Annotated in this window: 17 protein-coding genes; 7 read left to right on the top strand and 10 right to left on the bottom strand. The window is 72.5% G+C overall.

All coding sequences use genetic code 11. From position 1 onward, the window contains the following. Positions 1-304 precede the first annotated feature (304 nt). A complete protein-coding gene (nhaA, locus tag WMF42_RS16395; RefSeq protein WP_061613140.1) occupies positions 305-1,711 on the top strand; it encodes a Na+/H+ antiporter NhaA in 1,407 nt (468 codons plus the stop codon). A gap of 19 nt (positions 1,712-1,730) precedes the next feature. On the opposite strand, the gene WMF42_RS16390 is transcribed toward nhaA, so the two are convergent. The 3 genes from WMF42_RS16390 to WMF42_RS16380 form a co-directional block, all read right to left on the bottom strand. Next, positions 1,731-3,542, bottom strand: coding sequence for a DUF389 domain-containing protein (locus tag WMF42_RS16390; protein WP_437692968.1), 1,812 nt, complete (start codon positions 3,540-3,542; stop codon positions 1,731-1,733). Between the two features lie 80 nt (positions 3,543-3,622). After that, a complete protein-coding gene (locus WMF42_RS16385) occupies positions 3,623-5,806 on the bottom strand; it encodes a bifunctional alpha,alpha-trehalose-phosphate synthase (UDP-forming)/trehalose-phosphatase (protein ID WP_437692966.1) in 2,184 nt (727 codons plus the stop codon). A 391-nt stretch (positions 5,807-6,197) separates the two neighbouring features. After that, the gene (locus WMF42_RS16380) at positions 6,198-7,220 is read right to left on the bottom strand and encodes a BON domain-containing protein (protein WP_437692964.1); all 1,023 of its coding nucleotides are present in this window, start codon (positions 7,218-7,220) and stop codon (positions 6,198-6,200) included. Between the two features lie 427 nt (positions 7,221-7,647). Here WMF42_RS16380 and WMF42_RS16375 point away from each other — a divergent pair, with 427 nt between their 5' ends. The 6 genes from WMF42_RS16375 (at position 7,648) to WMF42_RS16350 (ending at position 14,404) form a co-directional block, all read left to right on the top strand. After that, positions 7,648-8,244: a hypothetical protein gene (locus WMF42_RS16375; RefSeq protein WP_155798584.1), complete on the top strand. Its 597-nt coding sequence runs from the start codon at positions 7,648-7,650 to the stop codon at positions 8,242-8,244. Positions 8,245-8,376: 132 nt separating this feature from the next. Then, positions 8,377-9,090 (top strand): hypothetical protein, encoded by a 714-nt coding sequence (locus tag WMF42_RS16370; protein ID WP_155798585.1) that lies wholly within the window; start codon positions 8,377-8,379, stop codon positions 9,088-9,090. A 221-nt stretch (positions 9,091-9,311) separates the two neighbouring features. After that, complete coding sequence (locus WMF42_RS16365; RefSeq protein ID WP_437692961.1) at positions 9,312-10,229, top strand: SRPBCC family protein; 918 nt, start codon at positions 9,312-9,314, stop codon at positions 10,227-10,229. Positions 10,230-10,312: 83 nt separating this feature from the next. Next, positions 10,313-11,152: an inositol oxygenase family protein gene (locus WMF42_RS16360; RefSeq protein WP_061609714.1), complete on the top strand. Its 840-nt coding sequence runs from the start codon at positions 10,313-10,315 to the stop codon at positions 11,150-11,152. Between the two features lie 434 nt (positions 11,153-11,586). Beyond that, positions 11,587-12,891 carry an endo-1,4-beta-xylanase gene (locus WMF42_RS16355; RefSeq protein ID WP_437692959.1) on the top strand — a complete coding sequence of 435 codons (1,305 nt, stop codon included), beginning with the start codon at positions 11,587-11,589 and terminating at the stop codon, positions 12,889-12,891. A 316-nt stretch (positions 12,892-13,207) separates the two neighbouring features. After that, entirely contained in the window at positions 13,208-14,404 is a 1,197-nt protein-coding gene (locus WMF42_RS16350) for a polysaccharide deacetylase family protein (RefSeq protein ID WP_437692957.1), read from the top strand. Between the two features lie 175 nt (positions 14,405-14,579). Here the strand turns inward: WMF42_RS16350 and WMF42_RS16345 are convergent, their stop codons facing one another. From WMF42_RS16345 to WMF42_RS16315, 7 genes are all read right to left on the bottom strand, one after another. Next, on the bottom strand, positions 14,580-15,269 hold the full coding sequence (locus tag WMF42_RS16345; RefSeq protein WP_437694292.1) for a HupE/UreJ family protein: 690 nt from the start codon (positions 15,267-15,269) through the stop codon (positions 14,580-14,582). A gap of 305 nt (positions 15,270-15,574) precedes the next feature. Further along, positions 15,575-16,393 carry a hypothetical protein gene (locus tag WMF42_RS16340; RefSeq protein ID WP_437692956.1) on the bottom strand — a complete coding sequence of 273 codons (819 nt, stop codon included), beginning with the start codon at positions 16,391-16,393 and terminating at the stop codon, positions 15,575-15,577. Between the two features lie 152 nt (positions 16,394-16,545). After that, positions 16,546-18,063 (bottom strand): MFS transporter, encoded by a 1,518-nt coding sequence (locus tag WMF42_RS16335; protein WP_437692954.1) that lies wholly within the window; start codon positions 18,061-18,063, stop codon positions 16,546-16,548. Continuing rightward, on the bottom strand, positions 18,060-19,556 hold the full coding sequence (gene pqqE / locus WMF42_RS16330; protein ID WP_437692952.1) for a pyrroloquinoline quinone biosynthesis protein PqqE: 1,497 nt from the start codon (positions 19,554-19,556) through the stop codon (positions 18,060-18,062). Before pqqE ends, WMF42_RS16335 begins: the two co-directional genes overlap by 4 nt. A 7-nt stretch (positions 19,557-19,563) precedes the next feature. Beyond that, complete coding sequence (pqqC, locus tag WMF42_RS16325) at positions 19,564-20,265, bottom strand: pyrroloquinoline-quinone synthase PqqC (RefSeq protein WP_437692950.1); 702 nt, start codon at positions 20,263-20,265, stop codon at positions 19,564-19,566. After that, positions 20,262-21,179 (bottom strand): pyrroloquinoline quinone biosynthesis protein PqqB, encoded by a 918-nt coding sequence (pqqB, locus tag WMF42_RS16320; protein WP_437692948.1) that lies wholly within the window; start codon positions 21,177-21,179, stop codon positions 20,262-20,264. The genes pqqC and pqqB overlap by 4 nt, the downstream gene beginning before the upstream one ends. A 37-nt stretch (positions 21,180-21,216) precedes the next feature. Further along, on the bottom strand, positions 21,217-21,354 hold the full coding sequence (locus tag WMF42_RS16315; protein ID WP_155797961.1) for a hypothetical protein: 138 nt from the start codon (positions 21,352-21,354) through the stop codon (positions 21,217-21,219). Positions 21,355-21,534: the final 180 nt, after the last annotated feature.

Below are 21,534 nucleotides of genomic sequence, written 5' to 3'. Positions count from 1 at the left end.
CGGATCGAGCTCACCGCTCCGCGGCGGGCGCTCAGGGTCCTCCGCAGCGGGGCCCCGGCCGGTCCGCAGCGAGGCACCGGGCCTGTCCGCAGCCAGGCACCTCGGCTCTCCCCGCAGCAGCGCAGCCGGCGCGCGGAGCGCGGCGGCGCCCCCGGCCGGGCGAGCTCGTTCGCGCTGGATCCGATGGCCCGGACGAGTATCCTCCGGCGCGGGTGTCGTGGCCGTGGAGCGCCGCGACAGGTAGTCACGGGACGGTCGGGCCGCCTTCCCCAACGCGCGACGTCGCTCGCGTCCTGGCGGTCCATTGCATCGATCCCATCCTCAGCTCGCCCCCGGAACCTGGGCCCCCGCGCGGCGCCTCGCCCAGCGCGTCCTCGGCCCGCTCGATCGCTTCCTCCACATCGAGGCGGCCAGCGGGATCGTCCTCCTGATCGCGTCCGTCATCGCCCTCGCCTGGGCGAACTCGCCCTGGGGCGACGCGTACGAGCACCTCTGGCACGTCCCGATCACGCTCGGCGTCGGCTCCTTCGTGTTCACGCAGTCCCTGCACTTCTGGATCAACGAGGGGCTGATGACGATCTTCTTCTTCGTCGTCGGCCTGGAGATCCGGCGCGAGATCCACGAGGGAGAGCTCGCGGATCTCAAGCGCGCGGCGCTGCCGGTCGCCGCGGCCGTGGGCGGCATGATCGCGCCCGCGCTCCTCTACCTGTCGCTCAACACATCGCCTGTCTCGCGCCACGGCTGGGGCGTCCCGATGGCGACGGACATCGCTTTCGCGGTGGGCGTGCTGGCCCTGCTCGGCAACCGCGTGCCCCCTGCCCTGCGCGTGCTCCTGCTCGCGCTCGCGATCATCGACGACATCGGCGCGATCATCGTCATCGCCCTCTTCTACTCGTCAGGCGTCGCGTGGACCGGGCTGCTCATCGCCGCCGGCGGAGGGCTGGCCGTGCTCGTGCTCCAGCGCTTCGGCGTCCGCCGCCCCGTGGCCTACGTCGTCCCCGGCGCCGTGCTCTGGTTGGGCATGCTCCGCGCCGGCGTCCACCCGACGATCGCCGGCGTCGTCGTCGGCCTGCTGACGCCTGTGCGCTCCTGGTTCGGCAGCCACGGCTTCCTCACGGCGGCCCGCGGCGTGGTGGACGAGGTCGGCGCGCTCGCCGGGCGCGAGGGCCACCGGGCCGACGAGCTGTTGAGCCCCCTCCGGCGGATCCAGACGGCCCAGCGCGAGGCGCTGCCGCCCGTCGTCCGGCTCCAGGCGGCGCTCCACCCCTGGGTCGCCTACGGGATCATGCCGCTGTTCGCCTTCGCCAACGCCGGCGTCCGCGTCGACGGTACGTCGCTGGGCCACGCGGCCTCCGGGACGATCCTGCTCGGGGTCATGCTCGGGCTGGTCGTCGGCAAGCCGCTCGGCGTCTTCCTCGCGAGCTTCGCGATGGTCCGGCTCGGCGTCTGCGCGCTGCCGCGCGGCGTCGGCTGGCGGGGGATCGCCGTGGTGGGCTGCGTCGCGGGCATCGGCTTCACGATGGCGATCTTCATCGCGGGCCTCGCCTTCAACGACCCGGCGCAGCTCGCCGCGGCCAAGCTCGGCATCCTGCTCGCCTCGGCCATCGCGGCGGTGAGCGGCCTCCTCGCCGGCCGGCTCGTGCTCTCGGGGGTCCAGGTGCCCGGCGCGGCGCGGTCGCTCCAGGAGGCCGAGACGTCGGCGGAGAAGTAGCCGCGGCGCGCGGTCGGCCTCAGCGAGCGCCGCCGCCTTTGCCGGAGGCGGCGGCCGCCGCCGCGCCTCTCGCGGCCGCCGCGCCCGTGGCCGCCGCCGCGCCCGTGGCCGCCGCCGCGCCCGTGGCCGCCGCCGCGCTGGCGTCGGCCGGCGCCGGCTCCTGCGGCGCACACGGCGCGGCCGAGACGACCGCCCGCCACCGCGCGCCCTCGCGCACGTGCACCCGGTCCGTACGGAGCGCCGGCAGCGACCGGAGCGCCGCGAGGACCGGCGCGATCCCCTCGCCCGCCTTCTCCCCGGGGACCGGGGGCACCTCGACGCAGCCGTACAGCGACTCCACGTCGTCCACCCACGCGAGCGCGGGCCCCGCCTCCTGGAGCCACGGCCACCCGCCCGCAAGCTCGGCGACGATCGGCTCGGGCGCGATGGCGCGGTCCTGCACCGCGACCTCGGCGCCGAGCTCCCGCGTGAGCGCGCGGCCGAGCAGATCGGCCGCCGCGTCGCCGAGCGCGGGGCCGACGTGCACGACCTCCATGACGAGCGGCTCGTTCTCCGGGAACCGCAGCCTCCATTCGACGAGCGGCCCCGCCGCGTGCGGCCACGCGCCAGCGAGCGACGCGGCGAGCTCCTGGCGGAGGAGCCCGAGCTCGGGCTCCTTGCGCACCACGTCGATGGGCGCCGCCGTCGCCCGCACCGACGCCGCCACCTCATCGAACGCGCTCGCGTCAAGGACCGCGATCACGTCGACCTTCGGGGTCATCCCCGCGACAGCGGCGATCTTGTCGCGCAGGTCCCGCTCGATCCGCTCGGCCTCGTCGGCGCGCCCCAGCGTCACAAGGCGCACCGCGACGCTGCCGTGATCGACGGTGAGGCTCGACCGCACCGTGCTCTGCGGCAACGCGTCCAGCATCCGCTGGATCGCCGCGCGCACGCGCACCTCCCAGGACACCCGCGCGAGCGCCTCCCGCAGCGGGAAATACACGGCGCCGAGGAGCGCGAGCGGCATCATCACGCGAAAAATCCAGCCATGGCGCAAGTCGAAGAAGACCTGGAGCGCGCGCGCCACGCGGCGGATCGCGCCCGGCTTCTGCTTCGCGAGCTCCGCGTGCTCGAGCTCCGCGGTGCTCACGGCGCTGTAGCCGAGGAGCAGGAAGCAGAGGATGGCGAACAGGAGGATCGCGCAGAGGTTCGCCGTGAAGAGCAGCGCGGCGCCGCCCGAGATGCTCTTCACCCGCGTGCCGATCCCGTAGCCGATCACGCACAGCGGCGGCACGAGCGCGATGCCGATCGCCGTCCCCGCGGCCGTCGAGGTCGTGTCCGAGCCGGGCCTCACCGTGGTGTAAGCCGCCGCGATCGCGCAGAAGATCGCGATCAGCAGGTCGAGCGCCGTCGGCGACGTGCGCGCGGCGATCTCCGCCGTCACCTCGTGGAACGGCAGCATCAGCGTCAGGAGCGCGGCGCCCGTCACCACCACGACGATGCTGAAGGCGACGCGCGTGAACGAGCGCAGCGCGAGGAAGGGCGAGCCGATCGCGAGGCCCATCCCGAGCTCGACGATCGGCCCCATGAGCGGCGAGATCAGCATCGCGCCGATGACAACCGCCCCGCTGCCGAGCACGAGCCCGAGCGAGGCGATGCCCATCGCGAGCAGGAGCTGGAGCCAGTAGCCGGCCGCGCCCCGGGTGCTCCGCTCGAGCATGCCCTGGACGATGGCCTCGCGGGCCTCGGGCGTGATGTCGAACACCGCCGCGATGCGCTCCTGCAAGGCCGCGCCGGTGGGCGCCGCCGGCGGCCCGCCAGCCTGCGGCTCTAGGCCGCGATCCTGGTTCATGGCGGGCCTTATAGCGCGGCTCCCGGCCGAGACCTCCCCTGCGAGCGCGCGGCGCTCGCGGGCGGCGCCGGGCCGGGGCGTCAGGCCTGGATCGAGCGCAGGAGGTTGCGCACCGCGCCCGCGTCGGGCAGCCGGTACGCGGCGCGGCTGCTGTTGTTCCCGACGTGGATGGTGCACGCCGACGGCGGGAGCGCCGCGAAGATGTCCTCGTCGGTGCGATCGTCGCCGATCGCGATCACCTCCGCCCGCGCGGGGACGTCGTCCAGGATGAGCGGCACGACCCGGCCCTTGTGGACGCCGCGCGGCCGGATCTCCAGGACCTTCGCGCCGCCGAGGAGCTCGAGGGCGTCCGCGGCGACGCGCTCCGCGAGGCGCGCCCGCAGCGCGCGCACGTGCTCGCCGGCGAGCTCGGGCTCGACCGTGCGGTAGTGCCACGCGAGGGTCACCGTCTTCTCCTCGATGAAGCTGCCCGGGGTGCGCCGGGTGAAGTCCTCCAGCAAGTCCCGGACCTCGCCCTTCCACGCGGCGGCGTCCGACGCCAGCGGGACCCAGTCGTCGCACGCCACGGGGCGCGACCAGAACCCGTGCTCGGCGTGCAGGTGCAGCGGCAGCGCGCCGAACCAGCGCTCGATGTCGGCGCGCCGGCGGCCGCTCACGACGTGGACGCGGTCGCGCTCGGAGAGCGCCCGGAGCAGCGCGAGGAGCTCCTCGTCGGGCGCCGCCAGGTCGGGCATCGGGGCGAACGGGACGAGCGTGCCGTCGTAGTCGAGGATCCAGACGCGCTGCGGCGCCTGCCGGACGCGCTCGACAACGCTCTCGGGCATCTCCCGGCGCGCGCTCACAGCGCCGGCCGCCTCCGACGCCGGCGCGGCGGCGCGGTCGAGGTCGTCCAGGAACGACTGCGCCCAGGCGTGGACGTCGCTCGTGTCGACGCGGCGGCGCAGCGCCGCCATCCGCGTCCGCTGCTCGGCGGCCGGCATGGTGAGCGCGCGCTTCACGGCCGCGGCGACCGAGCCGATGTCGTACGGGTTGACGGCGATCGCCTCCGCGAGCTCGGACGCGGCGCCGGCGAACTCGCTGAGGATCAGCGCGCCGTCGTCGTCGACGCGCGCGGCGACGTACTCCTTCGCGACGAGGTTCATGCCGTCGCGGAGCGGGGTGACCAGCATGACGTCGGCCGCGACGTAGAGGGCGACCACCTGATCGAGCGGCAGGGAGCGGTGGATGTAGTGGATCGGCGTCGCCTGGGTCGTGCCGTGCTGCCCGTTGATGCGGCCGACCATCTCGTGGACGATCCGCCGGAAGTCGGCGTACGCGCCGGCCATCTCCCGCGTGGGGACGGCGAGCTGGATGAAGCGGACGTTGTCGCGCAGCTCCGGCTCGCGCTCGAGGAACCGCTCGATCGCGAGCAGGCGGCGCGGGATCCCCTTCGTGTAGTCGAGGCGGTCGATGCCGAGCACGATCTTGCGGCCGCGCGCCTCCGCGCGGATCCGCGCCGCCTCCTCGCGGACGGCGGGGTGGGCCGCGATCCGCGCGACCTCGGCGGCGTCGACGCTGATCGGGTGGACCCCGAGCGCGACCCTGCGCCCGTCGTGCTCGATCGCCGCCTCGTCCGGGTCCAGGTCGAGCACGTGCGCCGCCGAGGCGGCGAAGTTCTTCCGGTAGCCGGCCGTGTGGAAGCCGAGCAGGTCGGCGCCGAGCAGGCCCCGCACGATCTGCTCCCGCCACGGGAGGATGCGGAACACCTCGGCGGACGGGAACGGGACGTGGAGGAAGAAGCCGATCTGCGCCCCCGGGAGGCGCCGCCGGAGCAGCGCCGGGAGGAGCATGAGCTGGTAATCGTGCACCCAGATCATGTCGCCCGGCGCGTACTGCTCGGCGACGGCGTCGGCGAAGCGCTCGTTGACGCGCTGGTAGGCCTCCCAGTCGAGCTCCGCGTCCAGGTTCACCTTGTCGAGCAGGTAGTGGAACAGGGGCCACAGCACGCCGTTCGAGAAGCCGTCGTAGAAGCGGTGCTGCTCCGTGGCGCCGAGGTGCACCGGCACGGCGCGGATCCCGGCGAGCGCCGCGTCGGCGTCCTGCCGCTGCTCCGGCGTGAGGCCCGCGACGCTCCCCGGCCAGCCGATCCAGACAGCGCACATCCGCTCGTGAGGGCCGCGCATCGCGGCGGCGAGGCCCCCCGAGGAGCGCGTCAGGCACAGCGCGCCGCGGTCGACGCGGACGCTGATCGGGAGACGGTTGGAGACGATGAGCAGTCGAGCCATGGAACTCCCCTCCTCTGCGGTGGCCCGGGCGTCGCTCGCCGCGCGGGGCGCGACCCCCTCCGCCAGGCGCTCAGCGACCTGCCACAGGAGAGCCGCGCGCCGCGAGGCCGCGAGGCCGCGAGGCGTCGGACACGAAAGCGCGACGCTGGCCCGCGGCTCACCGCGGACAGGCGCAGCTGCTCGATTACTTTGAACTCAAAACATATCGAGCGGCGTCGCGCAAGCTGATCCGGCGCGTCGGGGGGGCGCGCGACGGCCGATCCGACAAGCGTTACCGCGAGGGCACCTGCGATGCGCTCCGCGCTGCGACATCGTGTCGCATCGCGACAACGGATCGCACGTTCGCGGCCCGCACGAGGTCGAGGGGCGCGAACCGCGTCGACTTGCAGGTTCAGCGGCGCGCCACGTCGTTCGCCATCCCGCGAGGCGTTGTCTGCTGCGCGCCGGTGGTGCCGGCCGTGGACGCCGTGCCCGTGCCCATCGTGCCGATCGCCGGGGCGGCGGTCGTCGTCGCGCCAGGACGCTGGACGCGGATCTGGTTGTGGACGTCCTCGACGCCGCGCGCGCTCTCGGCGATCTGCTCGATGATGCGCTTGTGGTGGCGCTCGTTCACCGTGCCCTCGAGCGTGACCTCGCAGTCCTGCACGCGCACGGTCACCTCGCCGGCATCGATGTCGTCGCGATCCGCGAGCATCTCACAGATGTCCTCGAGGATGCGGCTGTCGGAGCGCCTGTAGCCCTTGGGTCCACGGCCGAGCGCGCTGCGCACGCGGTCACCGGCGCTGCTCAGCGCGCCGCTGACGCTCTGCATCGCAGAGCGGCCCGCGTCGCGCACGTCGCGAACGAACCCCTGACCGAAGCCACGGTCCTGGTCGCGGCCCCAGCCGCGCTCCGGCTCTCGGCCGTAGCCGCCAAAGCCGCGCTCCGGCTCTCGGCCGTAGTCCCGTCCGTAACCGCGCTCCGGCTCTCGGCCATAGCCGCCAAAGCCGCGCTCCGGCTCTCGGCCGTAGTCCCGCCCGTAACCGCGCTCCGGCTCTCGGCCGTAGTCCCGCCCGTAACCGCGCTCCGGCTCTCGGCCGTAGTCCCGCCCGTAACCGCGGTTCTCGTCGCGGCCGTAGCCGCTGAAGCCGCGCTCCGGCTCTCGGCCGTGGTCGCCGTAGCCGCGCTCCGGCTCTCGGCCGTAGCCGCCGTAACCGCGGTTCTCGTCGCGGCCGTAGCCGCTGAAGCCACGGTCGTGCTCGCCTTGACCGCGCTCGCGTCCAGCAGCGAAGCGGCCCTCATCAAGCGTGTAGTCACCGTGGCCGCGCTGCGTCGTACGCCCGTGGTCGCGGTCGTGGCCCTCGTCCCGGTCCCATCGATCCCAGTCGCGATCGCCCTGTCCGTAATTGATGTCCCTGCCGAATCGATCTCGCATGTCACAGCTCCTTGCCAGCGTTGTTCAGCCACGAAAATGCGGCGTCTTCGCGACGGCTCTGCGACGGCGAACAGCACGCTCAGCCCGTCGCGCGGACCGCTACGGTGGAGCGCACCGCCATGACTCGCAATGAGGAACATGCCTTATTGCACGCCGGGATCGACCCGAGCGCGGATGAACGCACGCATCAGGCGATGGCTGAAGAGACCGCTTCCTGGGCCAGGCGGCCGCTGAGCTCGAGCCCCGACCGGCCCGGCGCCGGCCTCGTTCGCCCGCGCGACGCGCTCAGGGCGTGAATTTGCATGCGACTTTCGTGTGCCTTCATGAGCAGGGCACCGCAGCCTCTCAGCTCGGGCGGCTGCCATCATGCACACATCGGCTCGAGCGTGGTTGAAGCAACCCTGGATCCAGAAAAGGAGGACTCGTGATGTTCCACAGGACCGCATCATTGCTCGCCGCGATGGCCGCCGCCGCGCTCGTGGCCGCCTGTGACAGGAACCCCGGAGAGGACGTCGTGCAGGCCGGCAAGGAGTCGCAGGAGGAGACCGCCCGCATCCAGCGTGAGGCGGATCGGAAGGTCGCCGAGGCGCGCCGCGAGGCCGATCAGAAGATCGCCGACGCCAGGAAGAAGGCCGGGGAGGAGAAGGCCGGCGCGCAGAAGGACGTGGCCGAGGAGCGCCGGGAGCTCCAGGAGGCGCTCAAGAGCGCGCAGCAAGACACGAAGGAGGAGTACATCGAGTATGCGCGCAAGCGGGCTCGGCTCCTGGAGCTGCGGGCGGCGGAGCTGAGGGCGCAGGCCCCGACAATGCCCGCGGCGGATCGGGGCCCCGTCGACCAGGGGCTGCAGGACATCGAGGCGAAGCACCGCGAGGTGATCGGGACCCTGGACGAGCTCAGCAAGGACACGAAGCAGCCCTGGAGCTCGGCGAAGGCCGACATCGACAAGAAGCTGAGCGAGCTCGAGCAGCGCATCGACGCGGTGGGCGGCACCGCCACGATGAAGCCGACGACGCCCGCGAAGTGAGCGCCGCCCGGCAGAGGCGCCCGGCAGACGCGCCCGGCAGAGGCGCCCGGCGCGCGTGGCGCACCCGATGCAGCGATGAGCGCGAACGCGCGTCGCGCCTTGCAAGCGCGTCGACGCGAGAAGGGGGGAATCATGGCGACGATGGGACCCGAGGATCGTGAACGGTTCGCACGGAACGAGGACGCCGGGACGAAGACGATACCGAGCGCCCGCCTGACCTCGGAGCGGGACAGGTCGTCACCCAGGGTCTTGCTCGGCGGCTCGCTGGCCGAGGTGGCGTGCGGGGCGGCGACCGTGGTCCTGGCGATCCTCGCGCTGACGGGCACGATGCAGGGCTACCTCATCCCGATCGCCACGATCGCCCTCGGCATCGCGCTGCTCGCGCACGGCAGCGCGGTCGCCGCGCGCCTCCGCGATCTCTCCGTCGGGTGGGACACGCGCGCCGAGCTCGGCGGCGGCACCGGCGCGGAGCTCATCGGCGGCGCGGCGGGCGTCGTGCTCGGCATCCTCGCCCTCGTCGGCATCGCCGCGCCGGTGCTCCTCCCGGTGGCGGTGATCGTCTTCGGCGGCGCGCTCCTGCTCGGCGGCGGCGCGACGGCCGACCTCGGCGCGCTCGACGTGCCGGGCGCGCACGAGCGCCTCGGCGACGCCTCCCGCCAGGCGTCCGTGGCCGCCTCCGGCCTGCAGACGCTCGTCGGCGCCGGCGCTGTCGTGCTCGGCATCCTCGCGCTCGTCGGCATCGATCCGGTGGTGCTCACGCTCGTCGGCCTGCTCACGCTGGGGTCGGCCGTGGTCCTGAGCGGCACCACGGTCTCCGGCCGCATGGCCGCCGTCCTGCGGCGCTGACAGGCGCAGGAGCAGGCGCGCGCCGCCTCCGGAGCTCGTGCCCTCGAGCGCCGCGCGCCGCATAAGGCCCAACCCGACCGCTCAATCCGCATGAGCCTGGGTGTCGGCTACGGGGCGACGGGCCCATCTGCCCTGCGGTGCCGGGCTTCGAGCTTTCACGGCGCGCGGAGGCGGGTCTCATCCCGGGGCCGCAACCGGGCGAGGTACGGAGGAGAACCACGATGAACGTCTTCGACAAGGTGCTGCGATCGGTGGGTCTACGCAGGCGGCGCGAGCTCGGCGATGCGGCCGCCGTCGCGGCCGCGCTCGGCCTCGGCGCCGGCCTGATGTACACGCTCGACCCCGAGGGCGGCGCGCGACGCCGGGCGAGCGCCGTCGACAAGGCCGTGGGCCTCGCGCATCGCACGGGCGCGCTGCTCGACGAGTCCACCCGCGACCTCCCTCCGACCGGCGAGCGGCCCGATCTCACCAGGGCGAGCGGGTCGCCCGCCGCGCGCTGGCTGATGGGCGCGCTCGGCCTGGGGCTCGTGGGCTACGCGATCAGGCGCCGCGGTCCGCTCGGGGTCCTGCTCGGCGTGGCCGGCGCCGCGCTGCTGCTCCGGGAGACCAGCGACAGCCCGGGCGACCGCCCGGCCAGGGGCGCGCTCGGCGTCGGCGCGGCCCGCCCGGTCGTGGTCTTCCGCAGGACGCTCACGGTGCGCGCGCCGATCCGGCACGTGTTCCTGTCGTTCATCCAGTTCGAGAGCTTCCCTCGGTTCATGTCGCACCTGCGCCAGGTGGAGACGATGGGCGACGGCCGGATGCGCTGGACCGCCGTGGGCCCGGCGGGCATGCCTGTGTCCTGGGACGCCGAGCTGACGCAGCTCGTGCCCAACGAGGTCGTCGCCTGGCGGAGCTTGCCCGGCGAGGCCATCGAGAGCGAGGGCATCGTGCGGCTCGCGGAGGCCCCCGAGGGCACCCGCCTCGACATCGGGCTTTCGTACACCCCGCCCGCGGGCGCCGTCGCGACGCTCTTCGGCCCCGATCCGGAGCGCGCGATGGATGCGGACCTCGCGCGCCTCAAGACCCTGATCGAGGAGGGCAAGACAACGGTCCACGCCGATGAGGTGATCCTCGGCGAGCTCCAGGGCGCGCGCTAGCGCCGCTCCACGCGGGCACGCGGCTCGCGAGGTCTCGATCGGGCGCTGGCGCTGGGCTGTATGGCGCGCTAAGCGCCGAGGCGATGAGCGAGCAACATGAGCACACGTCGGGCGTCGAGGGGAGCGCCGCGCCCGGAGCAGCGGGAACGCAGGGAGCCTCACCGTTCCGCGACTACGGCGCCGAGGCGAGGCCGGGCGTGAAGGAGCTTTACCGGCTGAACCACGAGGGGCAGACGCTGGCCTTCGTGCAGGAGAAAGAGCGGCAGTACCTCGGCCTCGACAGGCGCCGGATGGGCATGTGGGAGGCGCTCGAGCTGCTCGATCGGGTGGTCGACGACAGCGATCCGGACACGGAGCTGTCGCAGATCGCGCACGCGCTCCAGTCCGCGGAGGCGGCGCGGCGGGACGGGCAGCCGCGGTGGTTCGTGCTGACCGCGCTGATCCACGACGCCGGGAAGATCCTGTGCACGTGGGGCGAGCCGCAGTGGGCTGTTGTCGGCGACACCTTCCCGGTGGGCTGTGCTACCTCGGACCGGATCGTCTTCCCCGAGCTCTTCGCGCGGAATCCGGACACGGCGAACCCGGCGTACCAGACGCCGTGCGGGATCTACGAGGAGGGCGCCGGGCTCTCCCAGGTGCACATGTCGTGGGGGCACGACGAGTACCTGTATCATGTGGTGAAGGACCACCTGCCGCTCGAGGCGCTCGCCATGATCCGATATCACTCGTTCTACGCGGCGCACCGCGAGGGCGCGTACGGACATCTGATGAACGAGCAGGATCGGCGGATGATGGAGTGGGTGCGGCGGTTCAACCCCTACGATCTCTACTCGAAGGCCGACGCCCCGCCCGACGTGGAGCGGCTGAAGCCGTTCTACGAGGACCTGATCGCGGAGTTCCTGCCGGCCGAGCTCCGCTGGTGAGGGGACGGCGGACGCGCTGTCTTCGACCGGTCATCCAGCCTGTGTCCCATCGACCCCCACAGCGCACCGCGGCGGAGGACGTCGAGCAGGCCTGCGCGCCGAGCTGTGGACAGCGGAGAGCCAGGCGTCGGGCGTCCTACCCGTCCGCCTGGGACGCACACTCTCGCCAGAATAAAGTTCTGTGTCGAGACTGAATTGTTTGCCGGGGACCGATGTCTCTCGGCATCGCATCGTGACGCTGTGGGCCAGGTGACAGCGGCCGATCCGCTGCCGCTGCGGCACCACCTCGAGTGCCCGCCCGCGCGCGGTGTGGCCCCGGTGATGACAAGGCGCCGCTCTGCGTGAATTAGCTTAGTAAGGAGTCCTTTTTTTCTTGATAAATGCGCCGTTTCGCGGGAATTAGGGCGACCCCTTTTTCTCCGGAGGACGCGAACATGAGGTCAGCACCCTTTACCCTTCTACTCTCGGCATTCCTGTGTGCCATCGGCTGCTCGGACGGTGGCGACGGCGGGGCGGGAGGGACCGGCGGCCAGGGCGCGACGGGCGGCACGGGTGGCGCGACGGGCGGCACCACCAGCACCTCGACGGGCGGCACCGACGCCTCGACGAGCGCCACGGGCAGCGCGACGGGCAGCACCAGCGCCTCGACGGGCGACGCCACCTCCTCGACGGGCGACGCCACCTCCTCGACGAGCGGCACCGGCGGCACCGGCGGCGGCATGGCCGTCAGGACGCCTGCTGCGAGCGCCAGCACCCTCAGGGAGGCCGGTGAGAAGGCGAACCCGCCCATCCTGATCGGCGCGGCCATCTCTGGCGGTGGTCTCAACAATGGAGACTACAAGCGCGTTGCTGCGGCCGAGCACAGCTATGTGACCGCCGAGAACGAGATGAAGTGGGACGCGCTGGAGCCCAATCCTGGGCAGTTCAGCTGGGGCGCCGCGGACAACATCGTGAACTGGGCGCGCAGCAACAACATGAAGGTCAAGGGTCACACCCTGGTGTGGCACAACCAGCTTCCGGGATGGGCGAACTCCCTGAGCGGGGCGACGCAGGTGGAGCAGGCCATCCGCAGGCACATCGAGAACGTGATGGGCCACTTCAAGGACCGCATCGACACCTGGGACGTGGTCAACGAAGCGGTCATCACCAACAGCGACACCGGCGTCGGCAATCCCCGCATGAGGCCCTCGGTGTTCTTCAACGCGCTCGGGGAGCGGTTCATCGACCTCGCCTTCCAGATCGCGAGAGAGCAAGACCCGAACGCCAAGCTCTACTACAACGACTACAGCATCGACGCGCTCAACGACAAGGCCGACTTCGTCTACGAGATGATCAAAGGGATGGTCGAGCGCGGAGTCCCGATCGACGGCGTCGGGTTCCAGATGCACATCGGCCCCCCGAACAACGAAGCCGGCGGAGCGGACGTGGCGGCAAACCTGAGGCGGTTCGCCGATCTGGGCCTGGAAGTGCTGATCTCGGAGATGGACATCAACCGTTGCAGCAACCAGGTCACCGCAGAGGAGCAGCTCGAGTACTATCACGACATCGTCGAGGCCTGCTTCGTGATGCCGGAGTGCACCGCCATCACCTTCTGGGGGATCAACGACGGCAGGTCGTGGCTCAACTCCTGGAGCGGGGCGCTCTGCAACGGGCAGAGCTCTCAGTCTCTGCTCTTCAATGACCAGTACCAGAAGAAAGAGACGTACAACAAGGTGATGGACGCCCTGATGGGCCGTTAGTCCCCTCCTCGGAACCGCGAGCGGCGGCGGCTCGACGTCGCCCCGCCGAACGCGCTTGCGTCCTGGCGACGCGGCGAGCACGCGCTGCCGCGGCCCGGCGATCGCCGGGTCACCAGGAAAATTCGACGGGGCACCCCGTCGATGCAGCGCTCGCTCCCAACCCCCCGTCCACGAGATACCGACGCGATGCGTTAGTTTGCATAGATGGTGATCATCCACGTGGTTTGTGGGAATATTTGTCACCATGTCAAAGCTTTCGCGATTACGCCTTCTCGGGAATTTTCCTGCATCATCGTCACTCGCGCTCGGTTCCCTGGTGTTGCTCGGCGCGCTGCACGTCAGCGGCTGCGGCGATGACGGGGATGGCGGGGCTGGCTCCGGCGGCAGCGGTGGCGGTTCGACCACGGAAGCCAGCAGCACGACGGGGAGCGCCACATCCGGCCCTGCGAGCGGCAGCACCTCGACATCGACCGGGGGCCCCGACGCATCGAGCAGCGCCAGCGGCGGCGGCGACGGTGGCAGCGGCGACGGCGGCGGCGGCGGTGACGTCGCGACGGGCGGTGGAGGCTCGGGCGGCGGCGTGCCGCCTGTCGACTCCGGCCTCCCGACGCCCCCCGGCGCCGCCAACGTCGCGAAGCCGTCCGGCGCGGCGGGCGGGTTCAAGGTCATCGACTGGGCCGGCTTCTCGGGGGCCGTGACGTACACGTTCGACGACGTGAACTCGAGCCAGATCCAGAACTACGAGACGCTGAAGGGGCTCGGCGTGCCGTTCACCTTCTACGTCTGGACCGGCAGGGCCGAAGCCAACGATCCGGTGTGGCAAAGGGCGCTGGACGACGGGCACGAGCTCGCCAACCACACGAAGAGCCACTCGAGCAACGACAGCGGCTCCGATACGGACGCCGCGACGCAGTGGCTCCGGGAGAAGTTCGACCTCACGCCGTGGACGATGGCGGCGCCGAACGGCGCGTCGGTGTACACGGGCATCGCCCGGACGCGCTTCATGATCAATCGCGGCGTGTCCAACAACCTGATCAGCCCGAACGACTCGACCGATCCGTTCACGCTCCCCACCTTCATTCCCCCGACCGGCGCCTCCACGGCGGTGATGGACGAGCAGGTCACGAGCGCGCGGACCGCCAAGAAGTGGCGCACCTTCTGCATCCACGGCTTCACCGGCGGGAGCGACAGCGCGTATCAGCCCATACCGCTCCAGGCGTTCGTCGATCACGTCAAGCACGTCAAGGATTTCGGCGACGTGTGGATCGGCACCATGGAGAACGTCGGCGCCTACTGGCGCGGTCAGAAGGCGGTCACCTCCGGCACCACCATGATGTCCGGCGGCGAAACGACCTACAACTGGCAGCTCCCCGACCACTTCCCGCCGGGCAAGTATGTGCGCGTGACGGTCACCGGCGGCACGCTCAAGCAGAACGGCGTCCCGCTCCCCTGGAATCCGCGCGGCTACTACGAAGTGGCGCTCGATCCGAAGTCCGTCACGCTCTCGCCCTGACGCGAGCCGCCCGAGGTGCCGCGCCGTCCCCGGCGCGGCTTCGGGCGGCCCCCGCTCCCACCCCCGTCCGCGCCAGGACGGCGCGCCCATGCGGCGCCCGTGCGTCTCGCGGCACGCTCCCGGTCGACGGCCGGACCCGCGGCGGCAGGCCGCGCCCCAAAGACTGCGGAGCTGGTTACACGCTGGGGCCCGTCAGCGCGGCCACGATGCGCTCGATCGACCAGTAGCCTGCCATTCCGCCCATCGCATACACCAGACCGCGCTGCACCTTCGCCGGTTGCATCGAGGCTCGCTCGGCAAGGAGGTGCAGCGCGACCACCAGCGCGATCACGCCGAGCTGACCGATCTCGACGCCCACGTTGAAGAACAAGAGCGCAGCCGGTACATGCCTCTCCGGCAGTCCGATGTCGAGCAGCGATGACGCGAATCCGAGCCCGTGAAGGAGCCCGAAGGCGAACGTGACCGCCCATGGGGCCCGGCGAGCAAGCGAGTCGGTCGGCCGTATGCACTCGCCGCAGACAAGGACGATCGAGAGCGCGATGGCCGCTTCGACAGGGGGGGCCGGCAACGTCAACCAGCCGAACACGGCGCAGGCCAGGGTCAGGCTGTGCGCGACAGTGAAGGCCGTGACGGCGCCGATCAGCCTCCTGCCGCCGCGCACGAGGAGCGTGAGCGCAACGACGAAGAGAAGGTGGTCGAACCCGGTCAGGATGTGATCGACGCCGAGCCGCGTGTAATCGACGACGATCGGCCTCAGCCCGCGAAGCCCGGCGGAAGAGGGAATACCGTACACCGGAAGGCTCGGGTCGCTGCCGGTCAACACCCGCACAAGCCGGCTTCCGCTCCGCCACTCGATCACCAGCATCACGCTGGTCTCGGTCCCCTCGAGCCAGGGAAGCTCGATGGTGCCGACAAGGCCGGCGTCACCGCAGTCGAGAAATGCCCCGTCGAGCTTGCACGCCGGGGGGAACACAGCGGGCGTCGCGAGCTCGGATCTGAGCGTGGACGAGCTCGCCTCCCAGCGCATGAGGAACCGCCCGTCCTGCCCTTCCACCTCCGTCAGCGACAGAGACGCTGAATTGAGCTCGTGGCCAGCAGCGGGGGTGGGCGCCAGAGAGACGGCCAGCAAGAGAGGCAGGGACCACGCCAGTCGGTGCAGGGACAGACGGGTCAAGGCGTCTTCTCGAATCTGTACCGCGCGAGGACGCTCTCGGCGAACTCGTCGGCTGCCTGCTTCTTCATCGCGGCGACCCAATCCGCGGTGAGGATCGGGCGTATTTCCTCGCGGCTGGGCAGCCCCCCGCTCGTCCCGTTGACCCGCACGAGCAGCAGGCTGTCGTCGGTCTCCAGGGCCTGCCACGAGGCGAGCGGCGACTTGCCGATGCCCTCGGAGACCGCAGGTCCGAACCTGGCTGCGAGCTCATCGCGGGTGAGGTTGCCACCCACGATCGGACGACCGAGCGTCCTCGGGTCTGCGCCGTCGGCCAGCGCGCGTCGGTACGTCGAGCGCTGCTGCTCTGCAGCCGGGTCGCTCCTGGGAAAAGCCACGATGTGGAAATCGTACCGCAGCGGCGCTTCGTACCGGCTCCGGTGAGAGGCCAACCACGCGTCCAGCTCTGCGTCCGTCGGCCTCCGCGCGGCCATTTGCTGAGCCGCCCGTGCCCGCAGCTTGTCCGCCAGCACGGTCCTCACCGTCGCATCCTGCTGGTCGAGCCCCTCCCGCAGCGCCTCACGATAGAGCACCTCTTCCTGCTTCCACCTGTCGAGCGCCGCCTTCAGCTCCGCCTCGGTCGGCGCCCGCCCCGTCTGATCGCGGAGCTGCCGTTCCAGGTCCGCCGTCAGCCCCGCGCTGACGACGACGACCCTCGGATCGCCGACGATGAGCCGGTGGGCGAGGAACAACAGCGCGCCGATGAAGAGGAAATGGACGACCGGCTCGCGCAGCAAACGAGCGAAGCCCCTCTCGGATTTCCCGCTGGATTCAGGCATGGGGCGCGCTCTCGCTGGCGGAGCAGCAAATCCAAACGCTTCGGAGACGTCAAGCCCCAACTGCGGGACCTGCCGCCGGGCGACAGGGCGTTGTTCCAGGCGACCCGATGCTCCTGCCCCGCGCCGCCCCGGCGCGGGACGGCGAGGCCGCGCTATCGCGGCGGCGCCGCCCTCCCGCGCGGGGGCGACCCCGCCGCCGTCACGCCCGCCCCGAGGACCGCGAGGGCCGACGCCGCGAGCATCGTCCCCCGGAACGCCGCGCCGAACGCGCTGAATCCGTCGCCCGCCGCCGCCTCGCCCGGCCGCCCGCCGCCGAGCGCCGCGAAGATCGCCCCGGCGGCGGCCACGCCGCACAGCATCCCCACGTTGCGCGCCTCGGCGAGCAGGCCCGCCGCGGTGCCCTGCTGATCGCGCGGCGCCGCGCCCAGGATGCGGCTGCTGTTCGGCGCGGTGAACAGCCCCGAGCCGAGCCCGACGAGCGCGAGCGCGGCGAGCAGGCTGGCGCGCCCGGGGTCGGGGCCGAGCGTGGCCAGGCGCGCGAGGCCCACGGCGAGCGCCGTCATGCCCGCGAGCGCCGGCGCGCGCGCGCCGATGCGGTCCGAGAGCCAGCCGCTCGCGGCGGTGGTCGCCGCCATCACCGCCGGCTGCACGGTCATCACGAGGCCCGCGTCCGCCGCTGTCATCGCGAGCGGCCCCTGCAGGTAGAAAGGCAGCAGGAACAGCATCATGTACGCCGCCGCGTACTGGAGAAAGGCGGCGGCGAGCCCGGCCACGAGCGCCGGCTGCGCGAGGAGCGCGGCCGAGAGCAGCGGGGCCGGGCTCCGCCGCTCCGACCGCACGAACGCCGCGGCGAGGGCGGCCCCGACGGCGAGGAGGCCGACTGTCGCGGGGCTCAGGACACCCCAGCGCTGCCCGCGCGTGAGCGCGACGAGGAGCGCGCTCAGCGCCGCGCCGAAGAGGAGCGCGCTCGCCCACGGGAAGGGCCGCGCGCCGGGCGCGGGCGCGGCCGCCGCCGGGTCCCGGGCCGGGGCCGTCGACAGCGAGCCCTCCCCGCCCCGACCGTCAGGGGGCGGGCCGGCCACGGCGACGGTCACGGCGGCGGCCGCTCCGCGCCAGACGAGCGACCGGGCGAGGAGCGCGCCCGCCAGCGCGATCGGCACGTTGATCCAGAAGGCCGCGTGCCAGCCGGCGCGCTGCGCGAGCCAGCCGCCAATCGAGGGCCCCAGGGAGAGGCCCAGGTACGTCGCCGTCGCCTGCAGGCCGAGCGCGCGGCCGCGCTGCGTCGGCGGGAACGCGGCCGTGGTGAGCGCCGGACCGTTCGCCATCAGCATGGCCGCCCCCGCCCCCTGGAGGGCGCGCGCCGCGAGGAGCGACGCCAGCGTGGGCGCGAGCGCGGAGAGCGCCGAGCCCGCGCCGAAGACGCCGAACCCCACGGCGTACACGCGCCCCTTGCCGTGGCGATCGCCGAGCCGGCCGAACGGCAGGAGCAGCGCGCTCACGGAGAGCGAGTAGGCGGCGAGCACCCAGCTCGCGGCGCCGATGTCGACCCCGAGATCCCGGCGGACGAGCGGCACCGCGACGTGGATGAGGCTGCCGCCGAGCGCGGACATCAGGGTGCCGACGGCGACGACGCCGAGCACCGCGTACGGCCTGGGCGCGGGGGCGCTCAACGGGGCATGCTGCGGTAGAGGTAGCGAGGCTCGGGCCTCGCGGGGGCGGCGGCGCGGAGCCGGGCCTCCTCGACGATGCCGTGCGCCGGCGCGAGGGAGCAGGCCGGGTCCGTCGCGGCGGCGTCGCCGGTGAGGTGGTAGGCCTGGCAGCGGCAGCCGCCGAAATCGACAGCGCGGCGATCGCAGCCCTGGCAGGGCGGCGGCATCCACGCGTCGCCGCGGAAGCGGTTCATGCCCGGCGCCTCGCGCCAGATCCAGGCGAGCGACCGCTCGCGCGCGCTCTCGAAGCGCAGCCCGGGGATCGTGTGCGCCGCGTGGCAGGGCAGCACCAGGCCGTCCGGCGCGACGTGCAGGTAGCGGCGCGCCCAGCCGTCCATGCACGCCCGCGGCCAGGCGGCGTAGTAGTCCGGCGTGACGAAGACCATCTCCATCCGCCCGAGCAGCCGCTCGCGCGCCGCCGAGGCGACGGCGAACGCGCGCTCGAGCTGGTCCCGCGTCGGCAGGAGCGCCTCGCGGTTCGCGAGCGCCCAGCCGAGGTACTGCGTGTTCGCGAGCTCGAGGCGGTCGGCCCCGAGCCGCTCGGCGAGGTCGACGATCGCCGGGACATTCTCGATGTTCGCGCGGTGCAGCACGACGTTGACCGTGAGCGGCAGGCCCTCGGCCTTGACCCACCCGGCCACCGCGAGCTTGTTGTCGAAGGCCGCGTGGCCGGCGATGCGGTCGGCGCGCTCCCGGTCGGCGTCCTGGACGCTGAGCTGGAGGTTGTCGAGCCCCGCCGCCCGCAGCGCGGCGAGGCGCTCGCGCGCGAGCGGGACGCCGGAGGTGATGAGGTTCGTGTACAGCCCGAGCTCCCGCGCGCGGCGGACGAGCGCCTCGAGGTCGCGCCGGGCGAGCGGCTCGCCGCCCGTGAGGTGGACCTGCATCACGCCGAGCTCGGCCGCCTCGGCGAAGACGCGGCACCAGTCCTCCGTCGAGAGCTCGCCGGCGGCGCCCGCGCGCTCCACGGGGTTCGAGCAGTACGGGCACCGCAGCGGGCAGCGGTAGGTGAGCTCCGCGATCAGCGTGTACGGGCGGTGCTCCGCGGCGTCCGCCGCCACGCCGGCGCCTGGAGCGGGAGCGCCGGCCCCGGGCGGCGCGCCGCGCGCGGCGTCTTGCCCGGCGTCCCCGACGGCGCGCGCGGCGTCCCCGGCCGTCCGCGCCGCGTCGTCCCCGGCGCGCCGCTCGAGCAGGCCGCGCGCGGCGAGCTGCTCCAGGAAGACGAGCACGTCGCGCTCCACCTCGCCCGGCGGCGCGGCGGCGAACGACGCCGCGATCTCGGCGGCGATCTGGCCCACGGTGCGCGTGCCGTCGAGGCGCACGGCGACAGCGGCGGCGACCGGGTTCAGCGCGAGGCCGCGCTCCGGGTAGAGGAGGATCTCGCGGCCCGAGGCGCGATCGCGCACGAGCCGCGCCTTGCTGGCGAGGATCAGCCGGTCGCCGGGCGCGAGCTTCATCTCGACGTCACGCCTCGGCGCCGTAGGCCGCCGCGATGGCGTCGAGCATCGCCCAGAGGATGTCGCACTTCGTGATGAGCGCCGCGATGCAGGCCTCCTGCGCGGCGCGCGTCGTCGCGCGCGCCGTCACGTAATCGATCGCCTCGGTCGAGTCGGCCCGGGCGCGCGTCACCCGGCTGCGGAAGTAATCGAGCGTCGCCCGGTCGACCCAGGGATAGTGCTGCTCCCACGCGACGACGCGCCGGGACATGAGATCGGGCGCGAAGAACTCCGTGAGCGACGAGGCCACCGCCTCGAGCAGGCTGCGCTCGCGCACGAGCGTCACGTAGGCGTCGCAGGCGAACCGCACAGCGGGCAAGACCCTCGTCAGGCCGGCGACCTCGTCGCGGTCGAGCCCCACGCCCTCCGCGAGCCGCAGCCACAGCGCGAGCCCGCCCTCGCCCTCGCGCGCGCCGTCGTGGTCGGCGATGCGGTGGATCCAGAGCCGCCGGAACGCAGGATCCTCGCTCTTCGAGAGGATCAGCGCGTCCTTGATCGGGATCCGCGTCTGGTAATAGTAACGGTTCAGCACCCAGCCCTGGATCTGGCGGCGAGAGAGCTCGCCGCGGTGCATCCGCTGGTGAAAAGCGTGGTTGTCGTGGTAGCGGCGGGCGCCCTCGTCGCGCAGCCGCGCGACGAACGCCTCCCGCGAGAGCGGCTCGTCGTTCATAGGTCGATCACCAGGCCGTCGACGGCCACCTCCCAGCCCGCCGCCTCCACGGCGCGACGCTCGGGCGAGCCCTCGACGAGGATCGGGTTCGTGTTGTTGATGTGCGTGTAGATCTTCCGCCGCGCGCCGACGCCCGCGAGGAGCTGCAGGCTCCCGCCGTCGCCGCCGATGGGCAGGTGCGCCATGTCCTCCGCGCGCGCCTTGCCGAGGCCGAGCTGGACGAGCTCGTCGCTCGACCAGAAGGTGCCGTCGAAGAAGCAGACGTCCGCGCCGTCGAGGCGCGACACATACTCGCCCGCGGCCCCCACGGCCGTCGCGATGGCGGCGAGGCGCCCGCTCGCGGCGTCGCGGACCCAGAGGCCGATGTTGTCCTCCGGCGAGGCCGGCGCGAGGCCCTCCAGGTGCTTCGGCACCTTGCCCGGCAGCGGTACAGGCGTCACCGTCACCCCGGCCGGCGCGCCGTCCGGCCCGGCGAGCTCCGTGGGCTTCTCCAGCTCGAGGCGCCGCCACACTGTCTGCCCGGGGAAGCGCTGCAGCGTGCGGAAGATCGTGTTGCCCTCGGCGAGGCCCCGGTACACCGGCTCGGTCGCGTAGACGGCGAGCGGCGTGTTCTCGCGCAGCGAGAAGAGGCCGAGCGCGTGGTCGAGATCGCCGTTCGTGAGGATCACCCCCGCGATCGGCGTGGCGCGGCCCGCCCGCGGCTGGAGCGGCGGGAAGGCCTCGATCTGCCGGTGCACGTCGGGGGACGCATTGACGAGGAACCAGCGGCCGTCGCCCGCCTCGAGCGCGAGCGCGTCCTGGGTCCGAGGGCGGACGCGCGGCGAGCCCCGGCGCGCCTCGACGCAGTTCGAACAGGCACAGTTCCATTGCGGGAGACCGCCGCCCGCCGACGAACCCAGGACGCAGAGGCGCATTCCGGTGCTCTCTCTTCGCCGTCCCTACCCGGTGCCCCTACTCCGCCTCCCCCGCGACCTCGACGCGCTCCGCCGGAGCCGGGCGCGTGAAATTGATGGGATCGAAATCGCTCTGGTACGAGCCGATCTCCGCATCCATCTTGATCTCGACAAACTCGGGCTTTTCGTAGCTCATCGGGGTCCTCCTGCTTTTCTCGCGATGTCGCGACGTTCGTCGCTAGCTCGAATGCCGGCGCGGTTCGCCGCTTCGAAACCGGGCAATACGAGAATATGAGTTTCTGCACCGGCCGTCCAACGTCAAGCCCGGGATGCAGACAGATCGCATCCGGAATGCCCCGACCGGCCTCGCCCCTCA

Origin of the sequence: Sorangium sp. So ce176 (genome assembly GCF_051519835.1) — a bacterium.
In the GTDB taxonomy this organism is placed as follows: Bacteria; Myxococcota_A; Polyangia; order Polyangiales; family Polyangiaceae; genus Sorangium; species Sorangium cellulosum_G.
The sequence above is the reverse complement of the archived record's forward strand: the minus strand, read 5'-3'. Positions and strand labels throughout refer to the sequence as shown.